Origin of the sequence: Rhizobium sp. ZW T2_16 (assembly GCF_044987325.1) — a bacterium.
Classification (GTDB): Bacteria; Pseudomonadota; Alphaproteobacteria; order Rhizobiales; family Rhizobiaceae; genus Neorhizobium; species Neorhizobium cellulosilyticum.
Genome location: NZ_JBJDRG010000002.1, coordinates 112,791 through 132,812, shown reverse-complemented (window position 1 = coordinate 132,812; position 20,022 = coordinate 112,791). Strand labels below are relative to the sequence as shown.

23 protein-coding genes are annotated in these 20,022 nt (G+C 59.2%); 10 read left to right on the top strand and 13 right to left on the bottom strand.

What is annotated here, in order from left to right; translation table 11 throughout:
- Window positions 1-39: 39 nt before the first annotated feature.
- On the top strand, window positions 40-345 hold the full coding sequence (locus ACI3K0_RS06140) for a type II toxin-antitoxin system RelE/ParE family toxin (RefSeq protein WP_183823071.1): 306 nt from the start codon (window positions 40-42) through the stop codon (window positions 343-345).
- Window positions 336-632, top strand: coding sequence for an addiction module antidote protein (locus ACI3K0_RS06135; RefSeq protein ID WP_210303622.1), 297 nt, complete (start codon window positions 336-338; stop codon window positions 630-632). Before ACI3K0_RS06140 ends, ACI3K0_RS06135 begins: the two co-directional genes overlap by 10 nt.
- A 32-nt stretch (window positions 633-664) precedes the next feature.
- Here ACI3K0_RS06135 and ACI3K0_RS06130 read toward each other — a convergent pair whose 3' ends face one another.
- The 3 genes from ACI3K0_RS06130 to ACI3K0_RS06120 all read right to left on the bottom strand — a co-directional run bounded on the left by ACI3K0_RS06130 (window position 665) and on the right by ACI3K0_RS06120 (window position 2,819).
- Window positions 665-1,621: a glycine--tRNA ligase subunit alpha gene (locus ACI3K0_RS06130; protein ID WP_148142875.1), complete on the bottom strand. Its 957-nt coding sequence runs from the start codon at window positions 1,619-1,621 to the stop codon at window positions 665-667.
- A gap of 82 nt (window positions 1,622-1,703) precedes the next feature.
- The gene (locus ACI3K0_RS06125) at window positions 1,704-1,895 is read right to left on the bottom strand and encodes a hypothetical protein (RefSeq protein WP_148142878.1); all 192 of its coding nucleotides are present in this window, start codon (window positions 1,893-1,895) and stop codon (window positions 1,704-1,706) included.
- A 57-nt stretch (window positions 1,896-1,952) separates the two neighbouring features.
- The gene (locus ACI3K0_RS06120; RefSeq protein ID WP_183823075.1) at window positions 1,953-2,819 is read right to left on the bottom strand and encodes a S49 family peptidase; all 867 of its coding nucleotides are present in this window, start codon (window positions 2,817-2,819) and stop codon (window positions 1,953-1,955) included.
- 157 nt (window positions 2,820-2,976) lie between these two features.
- Here ACI3K0_RS06120 and ACI3K0_RS06115 point away from each other — a divergent pair, with 157 nt between their 5' ends.
- Window positions 2,977-4,317: an Nramp family divalent metal transporter gene (locus ACI3K0_RS06115; RefSeq protein ID WP_183684978.1), complete on the top strand. Its 1,341-nt coding sequence runs from the start codon at window positions 2,977-2,979 to the stop codon at window positions 4,315-4,317.
- Here the strand turns inward: ACI3K0_RS06115 and ACI3K0_RS06110 are convergent.
- The gene (locus ACI3K0_RS06110; RefSeq protein WP_148142881.1) at window positions 4,286-5,119 is read right to left on the bottom strand and encodes a tRNA1(Val) (adenine(37)-N6)-methyltransferase; all 834 of its coding nucleotides are present in this window, start codon (window positions 5,117-5,119) and stop codon (window positions 4,286-4,288) included. The two genes, ACI3K0_RS06115 and ACI3K0_RS06110, sit on opposite strands and share 32 nt — an antisense overlap.
- A complete protein-coding gene (locus tag ACI3K0_RS06105; RefSeq protein WP_148142882.1) occupies window positions 5,116-5,337 on the bottom strand; it encodes a DUF2007 domain-containing protein in 222 nt (73 codons plus the stop codon). Before ACI3K0_RS06105 ends, ACI3K0_RS06110 begins: the two co-directional genes overlap by 4 nt.
- A 97-nt stretch (window positions 5,338-5,434) precedes the next feature.
- Between ACI3K0_RS06105 and ACI3K0_RS06100 the strand changes: the two genes are divergently transcribed.
- The 4 genes from ACI3K0_RS06100 to moaB all read left to right on the top strand — a co-directional run bounded on the left by ACI3K0_RS06100 (window position 5,435) and on the right by moaB (window position 9,974).
- On the top strand, window positions 5,435-6,451 hold the full coding sequence (locus ACI3K0_RS06100) for a polyprenyl synthetase family protein (RefSeq protein WP_148142883.1): 1,017 nt from the start codon (window positions 5,435-5,437) through the stop codon (window positions 6,449-6,451).
- 153 nt (window positions 6,452-6,604) lie between these two features.
- On the top strand, window positions 6,605-8,440 hold the full coding sequence (locus ACI3K0_RS06095; protein WP_183823079.1) for a tetratricopeptide repeat protein: 1,836 nt from the start codon (window positions 6,605-6,607) through the stop codon (window positions 8,438-8,440).
- An 8-nt stretch (window positions 8,441-8,448) separates the two neighbouring features.
- Window positions 8,449-9,426, top strand: a complete 978-nt coding sequence (locus tag ACI3K0_RS06090) for a 4-(cytidine 5'-diphospho)-2-C-methyl-D-erythritol kinase (RefSeq protein WP_183824082.1) — start codon at window positions 8,449-8,451, stop codon at window positions 9,424-9,426.
- Complete coding sequence (gene moaB / locus ACI3K0_RS06085; RefSeq protein WP_183823081.1) at window positions 9,426-9,974, top strand: molybdenum cofactor biosynthesis protein B; 549 nt, start codon at window positions 9,426-9,428, stop codon at window positions 9,972-9,974. Before ACI3K0_RS06090 ends, moaB begins: the two co-directional genes overlap by 1 nt.
- A gap of 2 nt (window positions 9,975-9,976) precedes the next feature.
- On the opposite strand, the gene ACI3K0_RS06080 is transcribed toward moaB, so the two are convergent.
- On the bottom strand, window positions 9,977-10,492 hold the full coding sequence (locus ACI3K0_RS06080; protein WP_183823084.1) for a glycosyl transferase: 516 nt from the start codon (window positions 10,490-10,492) through the stop codon (window positions 9,977-9,979).
- 127 nt (window positions 10,493-10,619) lie between these two features.
- Here ACI3K0_RS06080 and ACI3K0_RS06075 point away from each other — a divergent pair, with 127 nt between their 5' ends.
- The 3 genes from ACI3K0_RS06075 (at window position 10,620) to ACI3K0_RS06065 (ending at window position 13,476) form a co-directional block, all read left to right on the top strand.
- Window positions 10,620-11,777: a PA0069 family radical SAM protein gene (locus ACI3K0_RS06075; RefSeq protein WP_183823086.1), complete on the top strand. Its 1,158-nt coding sequence runs from the start codon at window positions 10,620-10,622 to the stop codon at window positions 11,775-11,777.
- Between the two features lie 285 nt (window positions 11,778-12,062).
- Window positions 12,063-12,725: a ribonuclease HII gene (locus tag ACI3K0_RS06070; RefSeq protein WP_183823088.1), complete on the top strand. Its 663-nt coding sequence runs from the start codon at window positions 12,063-12,065 to the stop codon at window positions 12,723-12,725.
- Window positions 12,726-12,939: 214 nt separating this feature from the next.
- A complete protein-coding gene (locus ACI3K0_RS06065) occupies window positions 12,940-13,476 on the top strand; it encodes a DUF6984 family protein (protein WP_246435947.1) in 537 nt (178 codons plus the stop codon).
- A gap of 123 nt (window positions 13,477-13,599) precedes the next feature.
- Here the strand turns inward: ACI3K0_RS06065 and ACI3K0_RS06060 are convergent, their stop codons facing one another.
- The 7 genes from ACI3K0_RS06060 to ACI3K0_RS06030 all read right to left on the bottom strand — a co-directional run bounded on the left by ACI3K0_RS06060 (window position 13,600) and on the right by ACI3K0_RS06030 (window position 19,769).
- Complete coding sequence (locus ACI3K0_RS06060; protein WP_183823091.1) at window positions 13,600-14,079, bottom strand: F0F1 ATP synthase subunit B; 480 nt, start codon at window positions 14,077-14,079, stop codon at window positions 13,600-13,602.
- A 3-nt stretch (window positions 14,080-14,082) separates the two neighbouring features.
- Entirely contained in the window at window positions 14,083-14,694 is a 612-nt protein-coding gene (locus tag ACI3K0_RS06055) for a F0F1 ATP synthase subunit B (protein ID WP_148142890.1), read from the bottom strand.
- Window positions 14,695-14,786: 92 nt separating this feature from the next.
- A complete protein-coding gene (locus ACI3K0_RS06050; protein ID WP_112455014.1) occupies window positions 14,787-15,014 on the bottom strand; it encodes a F0F1 ATP synthase subunit C in 228 nt (75 codons plus the stop codon).
- Window positions 15,015-15,082: 68 nt separating this feature from the next.
- Window positions 15,083-15,835 (bottom strand): F0F1 ATP synthase subunit A, encoded by a 753-nt coding sequence (locus ACI3K0_RS06045; protein WP_148142891.1) that lies wholly within the window; start codon window positions 15,833-15,835, stop codon window positions 15,083-15,085.
- 61 nt (window positions 15,836-15,896) lie between these two features.
- Entirely contained in the window at window positions 15,897-16,256 is a 360-nt protein-coding gene (locus ACI3K0_RS06040; protein ID WP_246435949.1) for an AtpZ/AtpI family protein, read from the bottom strand.
- Window positions 16,257-16,484: 228 nt separating this feature from the next.
- Complete coding sequence (locus ACI3K0_RS06035; RefSeq protein WP_183823093.1) at window positions 16,485-17,663, bottom strand: cell wall hydrolase; 1,179 nt, start codon at window positions 17,661-17,663, stop codon at window positions 16,485-16,487.
- Window positions 17,664-17,867: 204 nt separating this feature from the next.
- A complete protein-coding gene (locus ACI3K0_RS06030) occupies window positions 17,868-19,769 on the bottom strand; it encodes a potassium transporter Kup (RefSeq protein ID WP_183823102.1) in 1,902 nt (633 codons plus the stop codon).
- Window positions 19,770-20,022: the final 253 nt, after the last annotated feature.

Below are 20,022 nucleotides of genomic sequence, written 5' to 3'. Positions count from 1 at the left end.
GCTTCTATTGCGAAACCGTATCCAATCGGATACATTCGTATGATCACGTTCGAGAAGACCAAGCAATTTGACGAGTGGCTGCGTTCGCTCAAGGATCAAAAGGGCAGGCTGCGAATTCTCGCTCGCCTGACATCGGCAGAGCAAGGGAATTTCGGTGATTGCGAACCGGTCGGCGGCGGGGTTTCCGAAATGCGTGTTCATTACGGTCCCGGCTACCGCATCTACTACACCCGCCGCGGCCAGACTGTTTACCTGCTGCTGGTCGGCGGCGATAAATCCACGCAGAAGCGGGATATAGGCCGAGCCATCGAGCTGGCCGCGACAATCAGGAAAGAATGGCCATGAGCGAGACCAGCACATTCGAAATTGCCGAATATCTCGATAGCCCGGATGCCATGCTGGAATATCTGGAATTGGCCATGGAAGATGAAAACCCGGACGTTTTCATCGCGGCACTCGGGCACGTCGCCAAGGCGCGCGGCATGTCCCAAGTCGCAGAACTTTCGGGGCTTGGACGGGAAAGCCTCTACAAAGCTCTCAAATCAGGATCGAAACTGCGCTACGAAACCGTCCAGAAAGTCGTTCAGGCTCTGGGCTTCCGGCTGGCTCTGGAAAAAAGCGACGCCGCGTAACTGCGGCATCGCGCGATAGTATCAAGCGAGCCTCAGGCGGCCTTTTCGCCGAAATTCGCGCCACCGGCATCCGTCAGCAGGAAAGCCTCGCCGCAGGCCTTGGCGAGCGTGCGGACGCGAAGGATGTAGCTCTGGCGTTCGGTGACCGAGATCACGCCGCGGGCATCAAGCAGGTTGAAGACGTGGGATGCCTTGATGCATTGGTCGTAAGCCGGGAAGACGCACTTGTGCAGCATCTGGTTGGCGTTGTCGCCCGGTGCACCGGCAGCGAGAAGCGCCTGGCATTCCTTTTCCGCATCGATGAAGTGGCGATGCAGCATTTCGGTATTGGCGTATTCGAAGTTATGGCGGGAATATTCCTGCTCTGCCTGCAGGAAAACATCGCCATAGGAAATCTTCTCTTCGCCTTCGCGGCCATTGAAGTTCAGGTCATAGACGTTGTCGACGCCCTGGACATACATGGCGAGACGTTCGAGACCATAGGTCAACTCGCCGGCAACCGGCGAGCATTCGATGCCGCAGACCTGCTGGAAGTAAGTGAACTGCGAGACTTCCATGCCGTCGCACCAGCATTCCCAGCCGAGACCCCAGGCGCCGAGCGTCGGGCTTTCCCAGTCATCCTCGACGAAACGCACGTCATGCAGAAGCGGATCGAGGCCGATCGCCTTCAGCGAGCCGAGATAAAGCTCCTGCAGGTTGGAAGGGTTCGGCTTCAGGATGACCTGATACTGGTAATAATGCTGCAGGCGGTTCGGATTTTCGCCGTAACGACCGTCGGACGGGCGGCGCGACGGCTGAACGTAAGCTGCCTTCCACGGCTTGGGACCAAGCGCACGCAAAGTGGTCGCGGGATGGAAGGTACCGGCACCGACCTCCATGTCGTAAGGCTGCAGAACGGCGCAGCCCTTGTCCGCCCAGTAATTATGGAGCGTCAGGATGAGCGCCTGGAAAGAGCGCTTGGGGTCCATGTGTTCGGGCAGATCGGTCATGGGCATATCGGCATCGTTTGATTGAGGATGCGGACGAGTGCCACGCGAGGCGGCGAGGGTCAAGCGTGAAGGCACGAGTGCCTTACTCTTCTTCCTTCTTCACCCGATACTCGCCCGTCACCGGATCCTTTTCCAGCGTGCCGACGGCACCGGTCTGGCGTTCCTTTTCCTGCTGCTTGCGGCGTGCGGTCAGTTTCTCCGCGTCCTTGATGAAGCGCTTGTAAAGCATCCATCCGCCGCAGATCAGCACGGCCATGAATATGAGCTGGGCCATTTCCCCTCGAAGTCCTTATGCAAATGCGCCCCGCTCTCAAACGAGACGTGTCGGGCGTCAGAGCCCGTATCGGCTCCACAATGCCCTTTCTTCGATGCTGGCGGCAAGTCCCGCCCCCGCCTGCGCGGCGATTTCACCAAAGGCGGGTGTGGTCATTTCCACGCCGGGCAGACGCTTGCCGAACAGGGTGCGGGCGCTGCCGATCAGTTCGAGGCGGACATCCTTGCCGAAGCGGCGTTTCAAGACTTCGCGCATGTCGCCCAGCCCGTCAATCAGGCCGAGTTCCAGACCTTTCGAGCCCGTCCAGAACAGGCCGGAGAAAATTTCTCCGTCATCGGACAGACGCTCACCTCGGCGCATCTTCACCATATCGATGAAGACCTTGTGGATCTCGACCTGCAGCGTCTTCAGATATTCGATATCGCTATCCTTTTCCGGCTGGAACGGATCGAGGATGACCTTGTTTTCACCGGCGGTATAGACGCGGCGCTCGATGCCGATCTTCTTCAGCATTTCAGGGAAACCGAAGCCGCCGGAGACGACACCGATCGAACCGACGATCGAGGTCGGGTCGGCAAAGATCTCGTCGCCCGCAAGCGCGATCATATAGCCGCCGGAGGCCGCAACATCCTCGACGAAGATCAGCACCTTCTTCTGCTTTTCCTCGGCAAGCGCCCGGATGCGCTGGAAGATCAGCCGCGACTGCACGGGCGAGCCGCCCGGGGAATTCACCGAGATGGCAACAACCGGTGTCTCCTTGTTGGCGAATGCCTTTTCCAGCATCGGGGCTGCCGTCGCCAGGCTCAATGTCGGCTTGAACTGGTTTCCGCCCGTCATGATCGCCCCATGCAGGCGAACGACGGGTATCGCCAATCCCTTCTTGCGAAAACGCTTCGGGAGCAGACGATTGAACAAGCCAGCCATTTAAGATCCTTCCAGAATATCGGTTCAGCAATGCATGTAGGCATTGGAACGACAAGTGCAATCGCTGTGTTCCAACGAAGGTTTACGGCTTATTGCGAATGACTTGCAATTTCATTCCAAACAAGCAAGATGCCGTTATTGCCCATCCGAGGATTACATGGATTTCTCCCGCATAAAGACCGAGAGTGGCTGGCGGCAAGATGCCCGCGAGGCGTCGCTGTCGGATGTCTATCAATCGGTCAATGTCACCCGCCACGGCTCGAAACTGAGACGTGTCCTTGCCTTCGCGGGTCCGGGTTATCTGGTCGCAGTCGGTTACATGGATCCCGGCAACTGGGCCACCTCGCTCGCCGGCGGGTCGAAATTCGGTTACGCGCTGCTTTCTGTCGCGCTGCTTTCCAACCTGATGGCGATCGTGCTGCAATCGCTCTGCGCCCGACTGGCGATCGCCTCGGGCCGCGATTTGGCGCAAGCTTGCCGTGATGCCTTTCCGCGGTCGGTCTCGGTCGTTCTCTGGGCTTTGGCGGAGATCGCCATCATCGCCACGGACATTGCCGAGGTGATAGGCACCGCGATCGGGCTCAACCTGATTTTTGGCATCTCGCTGGAAGTCGGCGTTCTCGTCACCTCGCTCGACGTGTTTCTCATCCTCTATCTGCAGAGGCTCGGTTTTCGCTGGGTCGAGGCCTTCATCATTACCCTGCTCGGGGTCATCGCCGTCTGTTTCGGCGTGCAGATCTTCTTTGCAGATCCGGTCTGGTCTGAGGTCGCGTTCGGCTTCGTGCCGACGACGGAGATCGTCAAAAACCCCGAAATGCTCTATCTGGCGCTCGGCATTTTAGGCGCGACCGTCATGCCGCATAATCTCTACCTGCATTCCGGCATCGTGCAGACGCGTGATTTCGGCAAGACGGTGCCGGAAAAGCGCGAGGCGCTCAAATTCGCGACGATCGATTCCACGGTTGCGCTCACCTTCGCGCTGATGATCAATGCCGCCATTCTCATCCTTGCGGCAGCAGCCTTCAATGCCAACGGGCACACCAATGTGGTTGAACTCGGCCAGGCAAATGCGCTCCTGTCGCCCATCCTTGGCCTCGCTCTGGCGCCGGTCTTCTTCGGCATCGCCCTGCTCTGCTGCGGCCTCAACTCGACGGTGACGGCAACGCTTGCCGGGCAGATCGTCATGGAAGGTTTTCTGCATATCAAGCTGAAGCCGTGGGTCCGGCGCGTGGTGACGCGGGCAATTGCGATCGTGCCGGCCGGTATCGTCACCATCTGGTATGGCGATGCTGGAACGTCCGAACTTCTGATCCTCACCCAGGTCGTGCTCAGCCTGCAGCTTTCCTTCGCCGTCTTTCCGCTGGTGATGTTCACGACCAGCAAGGCGAAGATGGGTGCGCTGGTCGCGCCACGCTGGCTGGCGGCACTTGCCTACCTGATCGCCCTCGCCATTGCCGCGCTCAATGTCAAACTGCTGATCGACGTGGTGAGCGGCTGACAGTGCGACGCAGATAGGCCGAACGGCCATTGTTCAGGTCGTCGACATCGGCGCTGAACGAATGGCCGTCTGGACCATGCACGACAAGCGGTGCGCGGAATATCAGCCTTGCCTTCGATCCCTTGATCGCCGTCACGAGAATGCGGGTCGCATCCTCGCCGGGGCGCGGATGGACGGGGGTGATTTCGACGCCGCCAAAACGCTTTCCGCAAGCTGCCAGAATATCGGCAATGGATTCAGGCCGTGCGATCAGCGACAGCTGCCCGCCGGATTTCATGATAGCGCCCGCAGTCTTCAGCCAGGCCTCGAACAGGCCATCCGTCATCGCATGCGCCTCTGCCTTCAGGTTGTCGGGGGTCCTGCGATCCCCGGCATGATTGAAGGGCGGGTTCATGATGACGTGATCGTGAACCTCGTCTTCAAGACCTGCTGCGACCCGGGCCTTGCCGGTCAGGCTCACGTCCGCCTCGAGCACATCCACGCGGTCCGCCAGGAAGGCGTTTTCGGGCAGAGCGATGCTTCGTCTGGCATAATCCGCCATGACCGGAAATTTTTCGACCAGGAGGACGTGTGCCCCACCAAGCCGCGAGGCGACCGCGAGACCCGCCGCTCCTGCCCCGGAGCCTAGATCGGCAACGCTTGCTGGCCCGTCGCCCGATACCAGCGAGGCAAGCAGCATGGCGTCCACACCAGAGCGATGCCCTTCATTTTTCGGCTGTACAACGTGGAAGCGGCCACGATGGAAGGCATCGATGGTGAAGTCTACCTGCGGCTTGGACTTGATCAGATCGGATGTGCTCATGACCGCAGTTCGGTCTCCAGGCCGGCATCAGTAAGGATTGTGCGGGCCTCTTGCGAACGCGACTCTTCCACCAGAAGACGGCGCTGCAGGAGGCCAAGCGAACCTTCCAGCACGCTCATCGACTGATCGGCGACGAGGCAATGTATGCCGGCATCTTTCATCAGGCTTTCCGCAAGTGACAGCGTGACGACATCATTGGTGCGGATAAGCTCGATCATCAGGCACCCTTTCGTGAAAAGCCCTTTATGTTTTTGCCCTACCGCCCTATGACGACGTTACTAGTCTCGTCTCATACATTTCCAGGGAGGCCTGAACTTGGGCGTCGTCATACCGCTTGAAGAAGGCAAAAACAAATCTGCATCCGTAAAGCCGCTGGTGGATCTCACCAAGGCGGACATGGATCGCGTCAACCAGCTGATCCTGTCTAAGGCCGGCTCGGATGTACAGATGATCCCGGAAGTGGCCAACCACCTGATCTCTTCCGGCGGCAAGCGGCTGCGCCCGATGCTGACGCTCGCATCGGCCTCGATGTTCGGTTACCAGGGCGAAGGCCATGTGAGGCTCGCGACCTCGGTCGAGTTCATGCATACGGCGACGCTTCTGCATGACGACGTGGTCGACGAAAGCGATCTGCGCCGCGGCAAGTCCACAGCACGGATGATCTGGGGCAATCAGGCAAGCGTTCTCGTCGGCGATTTTCTGCTCGGCCAGGCGTTCAAGATGATGGTCGATGTCGGTTCGCTCGAAGCGCTCGACGTGCTTGCGACAGCAGCCGCCGTGATCGCCGAAGGTGAAGTTCTGCAGCTTTCTGTCGCCAAGAATCTCGAAACGACCGAAGACGATTATCTCTCCGTCATCCGCGCCAAGACAGCGGCACTGTTTGCCGCGGCTGCCGAAGTCGGCCCGATCATCGCCAATGCAGACAAGGCAAGCCGTTCGGCCCTGCGCTCCTACGGCATGAACCTCGGTTATGCCTTCCAGATGGTCGACGATGCGCTGGATTATGGCGGCAATGCTGCTGATCTCGGCAAGAATGTCGGCGACGATTTCCGCGAGGGCAAGATCACACTTCCCGTCATCCTCGCCTTCCGTCGCGGCACGCAGGAAGAACAAGCCTTCTGGCGCAGCGCCATCGAAAAGGGTGAAAGCAGCGACCAGAACCTCGAAAAGGCGCTAGGTCTGATTACCAGGCACGACGCGCTGAAGGATACGATCGCGCGCGCCCTGCATTACGGCAAGATCGCCCGCGATGCGCTGGCTCCGCTTCCGGCCGGTCCGCTGAAGGATGCGATGATGGAAGTCATCGACTTCACCATCCAGCGGGTGAACTGATCAATCTGCCGTGACAACCCTTCTGGGGATAGCTGAGCTCACGGCAGATTTCCTTGCGGACCTGCTTCAAAAAAGCCATTCTGTTATGAATCATTCGGCGCATTCCTGCGGCGACGCGTCGCCGACACGCCAGCTTTCATGAAAGGCCCGTTTATGCGGCAGACAAACCGTCATCTCCTGCTTTCCAGCGTCGCGCTCGCGGCATGCCTGGTGTTCGGTTCTGTGGCGGGCGCCGCCACACCGGACGCCAAGCCGGCCGAAGAGAAGGCGGCGACGTTCGGGGCGCGTGACGTGAAGTCGTTTGCCGGCGCGTTTCTCGCTGCCCGCACGGCCGATGTCGATCACGACTACCCGACCGCAATCGCGCTTTATCGCAAGGCACTCGATTTCGAGCCGGCCAATCTCGAAATCCGCGAACGGCTTATGATCTCGCTTCTTCTCAACGGCGATTTTGCCGACGGGTTGAAGGAAGCCGAAGCGCTGAAGAGCGACACCGCCGTCGAGCGCGTGACGAAGATCGTGCGCGGGCTGGATGCGCTGCGCAGCGGTAAATACGACAGCGCCAGGAAGATCCTTGCCTATGAGGGACCGAACGATCTCGACCGCCTGACGCATCTTCTTCTGTCCGGCTGGGCCGATGTCGGCGCCGGCAAGGGTAAAAAGGCGATCGCGACGATCAACGGGCTGAAAGGCCCCGCCTGGTTCAAGGTCTTTACCGATTACCATCTGGGTGCAATGGCGATCGTCGCCGGCGACACCTCGACCGCCCGCCAATATCTCAACCGGGCCGTGACCAATAATGACGCGGTCGCTACCGCTCCGGATACGTTCATGCGCGCCGTCATGGCGCTGGCGCGATTGGAAGCCTCGGCGGGCAACAAGCAGAAGGCGCTCGATGCGATCTCTGTCGGCGACGGCATGATCTCCAATTACGCTCCGCTCAAGGCGCTGCGCCAGAGCATCGAAAAGGGTGAAAAGCCGGCCCAGCAGGTCACGACCGCTGCCGAAGGTGCAGCCGGCGTGCTCTTCTCCATCGGCGGGGCGCTGAACCGCCAGGGTGCGGAAGACATGGTGGCGCTCTACCTGCAGATCTCGCATGCGCTCGACGAGAAGAGTGCCGATACGCTGATCATGCTCGGCGGCATTGCCGAAAAACTGGAACAGCCGCAGCGCGCCATCGCATTCTACCAGCAGGTTCCCGAGGATTCGCCGATGCGGCGGATTTCCGAACTGCAGCTCGGCATCACGCTTTCCGATACCGGCAAGATCGATGAGGCCAAGAGCCACCTGAAGGAACTGATCCAGTCCGACCCGGCCGATATCCGCAGCTACATCGCCTATGGCAGCGTCTTGTCCGAGGCCAAGGACTACAAGGAGATGGCCGCGAATTACGACAAGGCCGTCGAAGTCATCGGCTCGGTGCCTCGGCAGAGCGACTGGTCGGTGTTCTTCCAGCGCGGCATTGCCTATGAGCGCTTGAAGGAATGGCCGAAAGCCGAACCCAATTTCCGCAAGGCACTGGAACTGAACCCTGAACAGGCGCAGGTTCTGAATTATCTCGGCTATTCGCTGGTCGACATGAACCTCAACCTGGACGAAGGCCTGAAGATGATCCAGGCGGCCGTCGATGCGCGCCCCGATGACGGCTATATCGTCGATTCGCTCGGCTGGGCTTACTATCGCCTCGGCCGGTTCGACGATGCGGTGACGGAGCTTGAGAAAGCAATCCAGCTGCGCGCCGGTGATGCCACGATCAACGACCATCTGGGCGATGCCTATTGGCGGGTCGGGCGCAAGCTCGAAGCCGTCTACCAGTGGAACCGCACGCTTGTTTCCGAAGGCGAAGACGTCAACCGCGAGCATGTGAAGCAGAAGATCGAAAACGGCCTGCCGGCGCTCGATCCGAATGCCACCAATACGGTGCGCAACCAGACGGAAACCCCGGCTCAGGCCGCTCCGGCACCTGCCACGCCCGATAAGAAGTCCTGATGCACGATATGTCTCTGGACATCACATCGGCAGATATCAAAAGGCCCGCCACAGACGCGGGCCTTTTCGACTTAGCATTCACAAACTTCGCAGTGACCGAATTCGCACCGGCGAAAATCAATCTGGCGCTGCATGCGGTCGGCCAGCGCGCCGACGGATATCACCTGCTCGACAGTATCGTGACCTTTACCGCTGATGCAGACGATGCGACGGCGGGTGCGCCCGCCGGAGACAGGCTGGGTTTTACGCTTTCCAAAAAGGATGCATTTTCGATTTCCGGCCGGTTCGGCGAAGGGCTTTCGCCTGATCCGGATGCGGCCCAGCAGAACCTCGTGCTCAAGGCTCGCGATATCCTGCGCATTGCGCTTGACGCAAAAGGCATTGCCGCGCCGCCGGTTGCCATCCATCTGCAAAAGAACCTGCCGATCGCCTCTGGCATCGGCGGCGGATCGGCCGATGCGGCAGCAACCCTACGCGGTCTTTTACGCCTGTGGGATGCACAGATCAGCGAGCCGGAACTTTCGGCGCTTGCGCTTTCACTCGGCGCCGATGTGCCCATGTGCCTGAAAAGCCGGCCGCTTGCCGCAAGAGGCATAGGTGAGGACATCACCATGCTCGACACCATGCCGTCTTTCGCCATCGTGCTTGGCAATCCGCTTCGCGGCGTCTCGACACCGGATATTTTTCGGCGGCTGACAACCAAGAACAATCCCGCCATTCCAGCCCTTACCGGAGACTGGCAAGCCGATCTCAGCGCCTTGCGCAACGATCTGGAGCCGCCGGCGCGCTCGCTTGTCAGCGAGATCGGCGAGCTTTCCGAACTGATTGCGGCGGAAGGCGCGTGGCTTGCCCGCATGTCCGGTTCCGGTGCGACATATTTCGGACTGTTTGAAACGTCAGCCAAAGCGGTAAACGCTGCGAACGATCTTCAGAGCAAGCGGCCAGACTGGTATTTCACAGCCGCACGGACCATCGGAGCGAAATAATGATCGGGATAGACGAAATGCGCAGCTTCATTCCGCTCGGCATCGCGGTTCTGACCGTCTCCGATACGCGCACACTCGAAGACGACAAGTCGGGCCAGACGCTTGTCGACCGCATCGAGGCGGCGGGGCATCTGCTGAAAGCCCGCGCCATCGTGACCGACGACCGCGAAAAGATCGCCGGACAGGTGACGGCCTGGACGCTCGACCCGGAGATCGATGTCGTCATCACCACCGGAGGCACCGGCTTTACCGGCCGCGACGTGACGCCGGAAGCGCTGGAACCGCTGTTCGAAAAGCGGATGGACGGATTTTCGGCGCTTTTTCACCGCATTTCCTATGACAAGATCGGCACATCGACGATCCAGTCGCGCGCGACGGGCGGCGTGCTCAATGCCACCTACATCTTCGTCATTCCCGGCTCGCCCGGCGCCTGCAAGGATGCCTGGGACGGGATATTGAAGGCGCAGCTCGACTATCGTCACATGCCCTGCAATTTCGTCGAAATCCTGCCGCGGCTGGACGAACATCTGAAGCGCACGAAAGGCTGAAATTATCGGCTGCGGACAACCCACGCCGGAATGAGCTGACTCATCAGCTTCGTCGCCTTGTGGCCCTTTGCCAGCGCTTCCAGGCTCATGCCTGATTTGGCGACCGCAATCGCGCTCTTCTTCGGTAGGATCAGCCCGTATTCCAGCGGAGGGACCGAACGACCGATACGCTGGAAGAATGGCCGGCGGTAGTTGCGCGACGGCGAAAAGCGCGCCGGCTGCTTGTGGATCGCCAGATGCTCGATGACTTCCTCGATCCAGCCGCTTTGCGGACGCGCGCCTGCCTCTATGAAAAGCAGCCATTCGCCACGCGCACTGCGCAGGACATCCTTGATGTCCCAGTGACTGTGAAACCGGCAGCCGGCAGCATCCGCCACACGGGACGAACCATCATGCGACGCGTGATCGAGCACGATCACGTCACTTACAAGTCCTTCCACAGCGGCAGTAACGAGGATCGAAAGCGTCTGCGCAAGCTCGGCTTCCTGGTCCCTGCATTCCATTAAAACAGTCAGCATTTCTGACCCTTAACCCATAGCTTGGGCAAAAGCCAGCAACGAACAAAGTTTGTTCTTGCAATGTTCTCATTTTGGCGATAGGAATTTAGTCATCGAGAACGGGAAGTGATCCCGTCAGGAGCCTTCAATGACCGAGCTGTCCCAACTGCGGCAGGGTGCGTTTGCGCCCGCCCATACGGCTGACATTGCCGATGCACTGGTCCAATCATCCGGGCTCAGGATCGAGATCGATCGGCGGCGCGGCAGAGGCGCCGGCCTGAACCCGAGCGGACGCTTCGAGGAGGAACGCCGCGAGGTGTTCGACGACGGTTGGCAGACACTCGAGGAGCTCGAGCCGTTCCGCACGGAAGTGCAGATCGAGAAGCCGAAAACGGCGATCACCCGCAACGACAGCCCCGATATCGGTTTCGACCGGTCGATCAATCCCTATCGCGGCTGCGAGCATGGTTGCATCTATTGTTTTGCAAGGCCGAGCCACAGTTTCATGGGCCTTTCACCGGGGCTCGATTTCGAGGCTAAACTATTTGCCAAGCCGGACGTGCCGCGGCTTCTGGAACGGGAGCTGAGCAGGCCGGATTACAAGGTGCGGGCAATTGCGATCGGCACCAATACCGATCCCTATCAGCCGATCGAGCGGGAATGGCGGATCATGCGCCAGATCCTCGAAGTGCTGCAGAAGGCCAATCATCCGGTGGTGATCGTGACGAAGTCGGCGCTGGTCATGCGCGATATCGACATCCTTTCCGACATGGCCTCGAAAGGCCTGGCCAAAGTCGGGATTTCGGTGACGACACTGGATCGCAAGCTCGCCCGAACGATGGAACCCCGTGCTTCGACACCGGCCAAGCGGCTGGAAGCGATCAAGGCGCTGTCGGATGCCGGCATACCGACTGCGATCATGGCTTCGCCGATCATTCCGGCGCTGAACGACCACGAGATAGAACGAATTCTGGATGCAGGCCATGCTGCGGGGGCGACGGAAGCAAGTTATGTGCTTTTGCGCCTGCCGCTGGAAGTCAGCCCGCTGTTTCGCGACTGGTTGCTGCGCAATTATCCGGATCGCTACCGGCATGTGATGTCGCTGATCCGCTCGATGCGGGGCGGCAAGGATTACGATGCCGAGTTCGGAAAGCGGATGAAGGGTGCCGGTCCCTATGCATGGCAGATCGGCCGCCGTTTCGAAATGGCGACCAAGCGGCTTGGGCTCGGCCGGCGCGGCATGCATCTGCGCGACGACCTGTTCATCCGCCCCAATGGCGGCGGGATCCAGCTGTCGCTTCTCTAGGATAAGGAACCATAGCGCGAAAGAACACGCAGGAAGGGAAACGTCCAAGAATGCCCGCGCATTCTAAGCCAGATTTTTCTTCAGTCCTCCGCATGTCGAGTTTTGTGTCATTCATGCGCCTCCCGTGAGGCACGACATATTCAACTTCGTTCTCGGTAAGGTTTCCGCCCCCTTGCCCCGCCGAGAACATTGCCCCGAGCCCACCGCCATGAGCGCGGTGGAAAGCGAAGCCGCACTCGCTTTCGGGGCTTGCAGGAGATCGGGACGGCGTGCGAGCCTGCCGCCATGTTGGTTCACACGCCGCCCGATTCTCCGATGCTTTTCGATACCCCCCTCACCTGTGATTTCAGCCTGGAGCTTGCCGCTCGCGATGCCGGACACTGGCCGGTTGCCGGAACCGACGAGGCAGGCCGCGGGCCGCTCGCGGGCCCTGTAGTCGCCGCTGCGGTGATCCTCGACCCCGATAATATCCCGGCCGGCCTCAACGATTCCAAGAAGCTCAGCCTGAAGCAGCGCGAAGCCCTGTTTGAAGCGATCATGGCGACCGCCCATGTGTCGATCGCCTCCTCCGGGCCGAAGCTGATCGACGAGATCAACATCTTGCGTGCCAGTCTCGATGCCATGCGCCGTGCCGTCGCCTTCCTTTCGGTCGCTCCAGCCCATGTGCTGGTCGATGGCCGCGATGTGCCCAAGGGGCTTTCCTGCTCGGGCACGGCCGTCATCAAGGGTGACAGCCGTTCCGTCTCCATCGCCGCCGCCTCGATCGTCGCAAAGGTGACGCGCGACCGGATGATGAACCGCGCCGGCGTCGTCTATCCAGCCTATGGCTTTGCAAAGCATGCCGGCTACGGGACGAAGCAGCATAGGGACGCGATCATCGCCGACGGCCCCTGCCCGCTGCACAGGATGAGTTTTCGGCCGTTGAAGAACGACGACTTTTTAGAATAGAGCGAACAGAACGCCGGGCGGTCTCGACGCATTGCCTGTTTGCCCTCATTGGCCGATGCTGCGCTTCTCCGGGCAACAGCAATCGTCCAAGGGTCAAGCAAGTAGGATGACTAGGAAACTCGTAAAGCGAATTATGCGCGCCGATCAGCTAAAGCGCATAAGTATATATAGGCGCACCGGTGGACTGTTTTTCTATGTTGAGGAACAGGTATCGATGTGGGACGACTGCCCGCCGGCCTGGGTCGAAGAGCTAGTCTCCGGAATTTTTTATAGCACCGCCGAAGCAGTCATCGAAGCCCGGCAAGCCGTAGGCTGGCTCAGGCTTTCTGAAGAACGAGGTCAGGATCCGTTCAAAGAGCGCATCGTTGACAATTGGAGACCCATCGGAACAGTTGAGCACAATCTGCTGATGCATCTCCTTCGTGGCGACTTCCCCGGACGGCGTCAAATTCTCGACCAGATGCAGTCTGTAGAAGTCATGCGCATTGATCCGGAAGGAAGCTTGAAATTGCGCAGCAACGGCCCCTGGGCGGATGTTCGCGATAATGACTATCCATCGGATAGGGTTAGTGGGCGCATTCCCGTTGAAGGCTTCTATATGGATGACGTCGATGAAAGCGGCGCATTGGTCCACTTGCTGCTTCATGTCATCGACGGGAAAATAGATGAGCTTGAAATCTATAAAGAGGACGGCAGCCCGATCCTTATAGATCCTTATGAGATCGAACTCGATAGAATCTATTTCTACTAGGAGCCGGGAAGCTCTACCTCGAATTAGAGACTTGTCTACAGGCCATAATCAACGTCCGACATCTCGAAACAAAAAAGCCGGGCGTTTTCACCCGGCTTTTCAAATTCGAATTCTGAGAAAAAATCAGTTCAGGCGCGACTGGACCTTGGCGACGGCGTCCTTGAAGAGGGCGGTCTGGGTGGTCTTGTCGGTCTTTGCGGCGATCACCTTGCCTGCGGCTTCGACAGCGATGTCGATGGCAGCGGACTTGACGGCGGTGATGGCGTCGGCTTCGGCCTGCTTGATTTTCTGTTCCGAAAGTGCGTTGCGGCGAGCAACAAATTCCTCGGTCTTCTGGCGGGCTTCCTCGGTCAGAAGAGCGGCTTCGCGTTCGGCGGCGGCCAACAGGGCTGCCGCTTCGGCCTCGGCTTCCTTGCGCTTCTTCTGGTATTCGGCGAGCAGAGCCTGGGCTTCCTCACGCAGGCGCTTTGCCTCGTCGAGTTCGCCGCGAATGTTATCGGCGCGCTTGTCCAGCGAACGGCCGACCATACCCGGAACCTTGATGTAGATCATCAGGCCGAGAAAGAGGACGAGACCGATAAGGGCCCAAAATGTTGCGTCCATGGATCAGGCTCCCGTCTTGGCAGCTGCGACAGCAGCCTTGATGTCGTCGCCGGTGGCCTTGCCGCCGATCAGCTGATCGACGATCGCGGTCGCGGTTTCTTCGGCAATCGCGCCCACTTCGGCAAAAGCCTTGGACTTGATTTCGCCGATGCGGGTTTCGGCTGCGGCGAGCTTGGCAGCAAGTTCCGCCTCGATCGCGGTGCGATCGGCAGCGGCCTTGGCCTTGGCGTCGTTACGAGCAGCGTCAGCAATGCCGTTTGCCTTGGAACGGGCTTGAGCCAGTTCCTTTTCATAGGTCTCGACGGCAGCGTCAGCTTCGGCCTTCAGGCGGCCTGCCTCTTCGAGATCGCCGGCGATACGGCCCTTGCGATCTTCGATGATGCCGCCAACGCGCGGCATGATGACCTTCTGAATGACGAGATAGAAAAGGCCAAAGGTGATGGCGAGCCAGAGCAGCTGCGACGCGAAATGCGACGAGTCGAATGGCGGGAAACCCGCAGACTCGTGCTCTCCGCCGTGAGCGACGCCGGTTTCGGTATGAACCTCGCCTGCGGGCGCAGCAGGCGTTTCAGATGCGGCCGGCGCGGTCTGCGCGTATGCCGAGGTCACGAACATCATCACCTCCAGGTGAATTCCATATAAAGTGGATCACGGCTCACCGTTGCCGGCCGGCCGTGATCCTATCCTATGCCGCTAGACGATAAGTCTTAGACAGCGAACAGGAGAAGGAGAGCTACGAGCAGCGAGAAGATGCCCAGAGCTTCCGTAACGGCGAAGCCGAAAATCAGGCGGCCGAACTGGCCATCAGCAGCCGACGGGTTACGCAGAGCGCCCGACAGGTAGTTGCCGAAAATCGTGCCGAGGCCGATGCCTGCGCCACCCATGCCGAGGCAAGCGATACCTGCGCCGATGTACTTTGCTGCTTCCGCGTCCATGATGAACTCCTTCGAATGGTTTGTTGCGGCTTTGGACTGGTGCCCTCAAGCACCAACGACTTTATTTCTCAGTGACCGTCCGGATGCAGGGCATCGTTCAAGTACATGCATGTCAGGACTGCGAAGACGTAGGCCTGAAGGAATGCAACGAGAAATTCCAGACCGGTCAGAGCGACGGTCATGATGAGGGGCAGGATAGCCGTGCCAATGCCGAGCGCACCGAGTGCACCGAGCGAGGTCACGAAGCCTGCGAAAACCTTGAGCGTGATGTGGCCAGCCAGCATGTTGGCGAAGAGACGAACCGAGAGGCTGATCGGGCGGGCGATGAAGGAGATGACCTCGATCAGAACAACCAGCGGCAGAAGCGCACCAGGAACGCCCGACGGCACGAAAAGCTTCAGGAAGCGAAGGCCATGCTTGGCAAAACCGTAGACCACGACGAGACCGACGACCAGGATCGACAGAGCGAAGGTGACGATGATCTGGCTGGTGACGGTGAAGAAGTAAGGGAACATGCCGATCAGGTTCGCAGTCAGGATGAACATGAACAGCGAAAAGACCAGCGGGAAGAATTTCATGCCGTGGCTGCCCGCCCCTTCTCGCAACATATTTGCGACGAATTCATAGGACATTTCGGCAACAGACTGCGCGCGGCCCGGGATCAGCGAGCGCTGCGAGGTCGAGAAATAGAGAAAGCCGGCTGCAATAGCGACTGTCGCAACCATGAACAGGGAAGCATTGGTGAAAGAGAAGTCGATGCCACCGATTTCAATCGGCACGATCGTGTTGATGTGGAACTGATGGATCGGATCGTTTGCCACCGTTTACCCTCTTTCGATGACCGCCCGCGCGGCCTGTTCACCAAGACGACCCGAGGTCGCCTCACTTCTTGTCTTCACTGCTCCGGCTTTCAAGGTGCGGCGGTTGAGCCACCATACCTACGGCGCGGAGCACACTTAGCACACCGGCACAAAAACCGAGGAGGACAAAAAGTATCATCCCCCAGGGTTTTGAGCCGATGGCCCAATCGATCAGATAGCCTATGACCCCGCCAACCGCGATGGCAGAGATGAATTCGGAGGAAATCTTCAATCCGAGCGCCATACCCTTGCGGCTGGCTTCCGATTGTCCGTTCTTCCGATCCTCTGCCGCGTCTTCGGCCTTTCTTTCAGCCAAGGCTGCAGAAAGGCGCTTCCGGCGCTCATCCAGACCATCATCAGGGTCGTCCATCGCATCCTCCATCACCGGCTCTCCCGCACGGCAAAGCCGTGCAACGGTTAGCGAGGGATTTCGCGCCTTCCGGCCCTCTTTCAAGTGCGCGCAACATAGTTTTCACCGCCTTGCTAGTCAAGGCGCTGAACAAGCTTGCCACAAGCGTTTTAAAGCTAATGAATTCATCGCCTTATAGCATAAGTGACGGGATAGTGGATAAAACTGTTGCGGGAATCGGCGGGCACTGGGGCGCTTGTATCAGCTCCAACCACCACCATAGGTTCTATAGAAGACGTGCAAACCGATGCGTCCCACCTTTTTCATCGTCTTCGCCCAGTTCGGCCGGATATAGGTGGCGTGATAATGTGTCGCAGAGCCGACCTCCGGCATCCAGATCTTTCCGGCGGTGACGGCCATGGCCACCTCACGCGCCGTCTTCCAATGATCCTGCGAACGTATCCGGTCCTTGATATTGTCGCATGCGAAGGAAAACTGGCAGCGGTTTCGCCAATCCTCGTTCTGATAGACGACATCGCAAATGGTATCCGGATATGCTGGATTGCGCACCCGATTGAGGATGACCTGGGCAACCGCGGCCTGGCCGCGCACCGATTCGCCTCGCGCCTCGAAATAGATGCCGGATGCCAGGCACTGCTGCTGCTTGGGCGAAAAAGAATCGGCGGGCAGCGGGTTCGCCGCCCAGGCATGGTCCTCGGGACCGATCGGCGGGATAAACCTTCCCGCCTCGGGCTTCTTCAGGATTGCATCGAAGGGTGACTGGCGGGAGAAATCAGGGGCGGATGAAGCATAGGCGGTTGCCAGTATATCCGCACGATCGTTAGTCACGAGGCTGGCAATCATCGGCGGAAGGCTCTTTTCCTTCACCTCATCCTTGCGGAAATAGAATTCGGCCACTTCGACCGGTTGCTGACTGGCCTGCTCGCCCCGGGCGACCTTGACGAAGGCGGTCATCTCGTCCTCGTCATCGACGGGCCTGGTCAACGAACTCGAACGATCGAGGATGGAGCCGGCAGAGAATGCCTTCGGCGGCAGCATCGGCATGACGGCAACGATGCGGCCCTTCTTTTCAGAGCGGTTGATGCGATCTTCGTCGGGCGTGCCTTCGCCCGGCTTGTCCTTGTCGGCCAACGCCACCCTGCGCCCGTCCGGCAACGCGATGCCGGCATCGCCGCCGAGAACATGCGAGCCGCCCGGAAAGGCAAGCGACGCCGTGTGGAGCGAGCCCGCCGGTGACTGGGTGATCACCATCCGCCAGCTTTCCGACGGCCCGTTAACACCGGAAAGCAGGTCAGTGAGGTCACCCTGAGAGGGTATGGAAGGAAAGGCCAGCCAGGCGGCAAAACCGAACAGAACCGGAGAGGCCAATTTGTCCCAACGCGGCAGGGACCTCTTACGCAGAACTCTTTTCGAACGCAAAACGGCAACTCCACAAGGTAACCATAGAAGCCCGCAAGAGAACGTGCGGGACAGCGACTATGCTTGAAGAGTGAATCATTAACCTTGATGAGCGGTTAACGCGCGAACGGAAAGCCTTGCGCCACAGCCTCCTTCAGCACACGCGCATTTAACAAAGACGTGAATATAGCCCCAAGGACACGCGGTAGAGGTGGTCCATTCCGCTCAGATGACGACGTGCGCACCGAGTTCGACCACACGGTTAGCCGGCAGATGGAAATAGTCTGATGGGTCGGTCGCAGCATTGGCCATGGCGATGTAGAGCCGGTCCTGCCACATGGGCATGCCCGATTCGGCATCCGGCACCAGCTTCCTCCGGCCAAGATAAAACGAGGTCGACATGATGTCGAACTTGAAGCCGGTCTTGCGCAGATAGGCGAGCGCCTGCGAGACATTGTGCGACTGCATGAAGCCGAAGCGCAGTTCGATCACGGTGAAGCGCTCGGAGATTTTTTCCAAGCGATATCGCTCCTCGATCGAAACGCGCGGCTTATTGACTGTACGGATGGTCAGGATGACGTTCTTTTCGTGCAGGACATGGTTGTGCTTGATGTTGTGCAGCAATGCGGCAGGTGCGGTTTCCGGATCGCTGGTCAGGAAGATGGCAATGCCGGGCACCGAAACCGGGGCATGATCCGACTTCTTCTCCACCATCGGCACGAAGGTATTAAGCGGCACGTCGATGCGACGGGTCTTTTCGAAAAGGATTGCGGTGCCGCGTTTCCAGGTCCACATGATGATGGTGAAAAACGCGGCCATCATCGCCGGCACCCAGCCGCCATCATGGATCTTCAGGAGATTGGCTCCAAGGAAAACCAGCTCGAAGGCGAGCAATGGCGCCAAAACCATAATCGCCACCGTCTGCGGCCAGTTCCAGCGAAGGCGGACGAATTCGAAAGCCATGAGCGTCGTGACCACCATCGCGCCGGTCACCGAGATGCCATAGGCGGTAGCGAGTGCTTCGGAGCTTTCGAAGCCGAGAACGAGCGCAATCACACCGACAAGCAGCAGCGTGTTGACGCCGGGCAGGAAGATCTGCCCCGTATTGGTCTCCGAGGTAAAGAGGATCTGCATGCGCGGCAGGTAACCGAGATGGATCGCCTGGCGCACGAGCGAGAAAGCACCGGTAATCACCGCTTGGCTGGCAATGATCGTCGCGGCTGTCGCCAGAAGGATGACCGGGATCAGCGCCCATTCGGGAAACATTAGATAGAAGGGGTCGCTCATCGCTTCCGGATGCTGCAGCACCATGGCGCCCTGGCCTAGATAATTCAACGTCAGCGCAGGGTAAACCAGAAGGAACCAGGCCAACTGGATCGGCTTGCGACCGAAATGACCGAGATCGGCATAAAGCGCTTCAGCCCCGGTCACCGTCAGAAAGACAGCGCCAAGAACGACAATGCCAGCAAAGCCTTCGCGCAGCATGAATTCCATCGCGTACCAGGGGTTGAAGGCCTTCAGAATACTCAGATCATCGGCGATATGGACGAGCCCTATCGCACCCATGACGATGAACCAGAGCGCGGTAATCGGCCCGAAGAAACGTGACACCAGGGCGGTGCCCTTCGACTGTATGGCGAAAAGCGCAATCAGAATGACCACGGAGATGGGCAGAACCGCGCTATCCAGCTTCGGCGTGACCAGTTTCAAGCCCTCGACCGCGGACATGACGGAAAGCGCCGGCGTTATCATCGCATCGCCAAGGAACAGGGCTGCGCCAATCAGGCCGAGCAGCATCAGCATGGCGCGCTGTCCATTGGCCGACTTGGTCAGAAGCGCCAGAAGCGAGAGCGTGCCGCCTTCACCGTCGTTATCGGCTCTGAGCAGAAAGATCACGTATTTCAGCGTAACGATGATCGTCAGGGTCCAGATCATCAGCGAGATCAGGCCGATGATTTCCATATGAGTGAGGCCGTCGCTGGCAACGGGTTTCAGCGCCTCGCGGAATGCATAAAGCGGGCTGGTGCCGATATCACCGTAAACGACGCCGACGGAGCCGAGGGTGAGTGCAAACAGGCTGTGAGTACGCGTCTTTTCGGCAGCGTGATGTTCAGCGGGGTGACCCATAGAGTGCCTGACTTCAGTCAGCCTTTCCAGAAGACGACGGACAATGAAACGGATAACGGCATGCGCAACAGAATGGGCGAAACAGAGCGGACGAACTTCCGGACTAAGGTTAAGATAGGCAGACTATTATTTGGTAGGTCGGGCCTTGATCACTCTCGATTTTTTGCCCGGAACCGGCCAGCGAACCGTCGCCGGCCAGCAAGCGAGGCGACGATGAAAGCGGCAATTGCCAAAATATAGGAGGCGGGGTGCC

Bases quoted from the DNA above. Each gene is read 5' to 3' on its own strand.
- ACI3K0_RS06130 (WP_148142875.1), bottom strand. From the start codon at position 1,621: ATGACCGATCTGCCCGAACACATGGACCCCAAGCGCTCTTTCCAGGCG.
- ACI3K0_RS06075 (WP_183823086.1), top strand. From the start codon at position 10,620: ATGACCGAGCTGTCCCAACTGCGGCAGGGTGCGTTTGCGCCCGCCCAT.
- ACI3K0_RS06065 (WP_246435947.1), top strand. From the start codon at position 12,940: ATGTGGGACGACTGCCCGCCGGCCTGGGTCGAAGAGCTAGTCTCCGGA.
- ACI3K0_RS06070 (WP_183823088.1), top strand. From the start codon at position 12,063: ATGTTGGTTCACACGCCGCCCGATTCTCCGATGCTTTTCGATACCCCC.
- ACI3K0_RS06040 (WP_246435949.1), bottom strand. From the start codon at position 16,256: ATGGAGGATGCGATGGACGACCCTGATGATGGTCTGGATGAGCGCCGG.
- ACI3K0_RS06060 (WP_183823091.1), bottom strand. From the start codon at position 14,079: ATGGACGCAACATTTTGGGCCCTTATCGGTCTCGTCCTCTTTCTCGGC.
- ACI3K0_RS06030 (WP_183823102.1), bottom strand. From the start codon at position 19,769: ATGGGTCACCCCGCTGAACATCACGCTGCCGAAAAGACGCGTACTCAC.
- ACI3K0_RS06125 (WP_148142878.1), bottom strand. From the start codon at position 1,895: ATGGCCCAGCTCATATTCATGGCCGTGCTGATCTGCGGCGGATGGATG.
- ACI3K0_RS06090 (WP_183824082.1), top strand. From the start codon at position 8,449: ATGTCTCTGGACATCACATCGGCAGATATCAAAAGGCCCGCCACAGAC.
- ACI3K0_RS06120 (WP_183823075.1), bottom strand. From the start codon at position 2,819: ATGGCTGGCTTGTTCAATCGTCTGCTCCCGAAGCGTTTTCGCAAGAAG.
- ACI3K0_RS06080 (WP_183823084.1), bottom strand. From the start codon at position 10,492: ATGCTGACTGTTTTAATGGAATGCAGGGACCAGGAAGCCGAGCTTGCG.
- ACI3K0_RS06095 (WP_183823079.1), top strand. From the start codon at position 6,605: ATGCGGCAGACAAACCGTCATCTCCTGCTTTCCAGCGTCGCGCTCGCG.
- ACI3K0_RS06110 (WP_148142881.1), bottom strand. From the start codon at position 5,119: ATGAGCACATCCGATCTGATCAAGTCCAAGCCGCAGGTAGACTTCACC.
- ACI3K0_RS06050 (WP_112455014.1), bottom strand. From the start codon at position 15,014: ATGGACGCGGAAGCAGCAAAGTACATCGGCGCAGGTATCGCTTGCCTC.
- ACI3K0_RS06135 (WP_210303622.1), top strand. From the start codon at position 336: ATGGCCATGAGCGAGACCAGCACATTCGAAATTGCCGAATATCTCGAT.
- ACI3K0_RS06105 (WP_148142882.1), bottom strand. From the start codon at position 5,337: ATGATCGAGCTTATCCGCACCAATGATGTCGTCACGCTGTCACTTGCG.
- moaB (WP_183823081.1), top strand. From the start codon at position 9,426: ATGATCGGGATAGACGAAATGCGCAGCTTCATTCCGCTCGGCATCGCG.
- ACI3K0_RS06140 (WP_183823071.1), top strand. From the start codon at position 40: ATGATCACGTTCGAGAAGACCAAGCAATTTGACGAGTGGCTGCGTTCG.
- ACI3K0_RS06115 (WP_183684978.1), top strand. From the start codon at position 2,977: ATGGATTTCTCCCGCATAAAGACCGAGAGTGGCTGGCGGCAAGATGCC.
- ACI3K0_RS06055 (WP_148142890.1), bottom strand. From the start codon at position 14,694: ATGTTCGTGACCTCGGCATACGCGCAGACCGCGCCGGCCGCATCTGAA.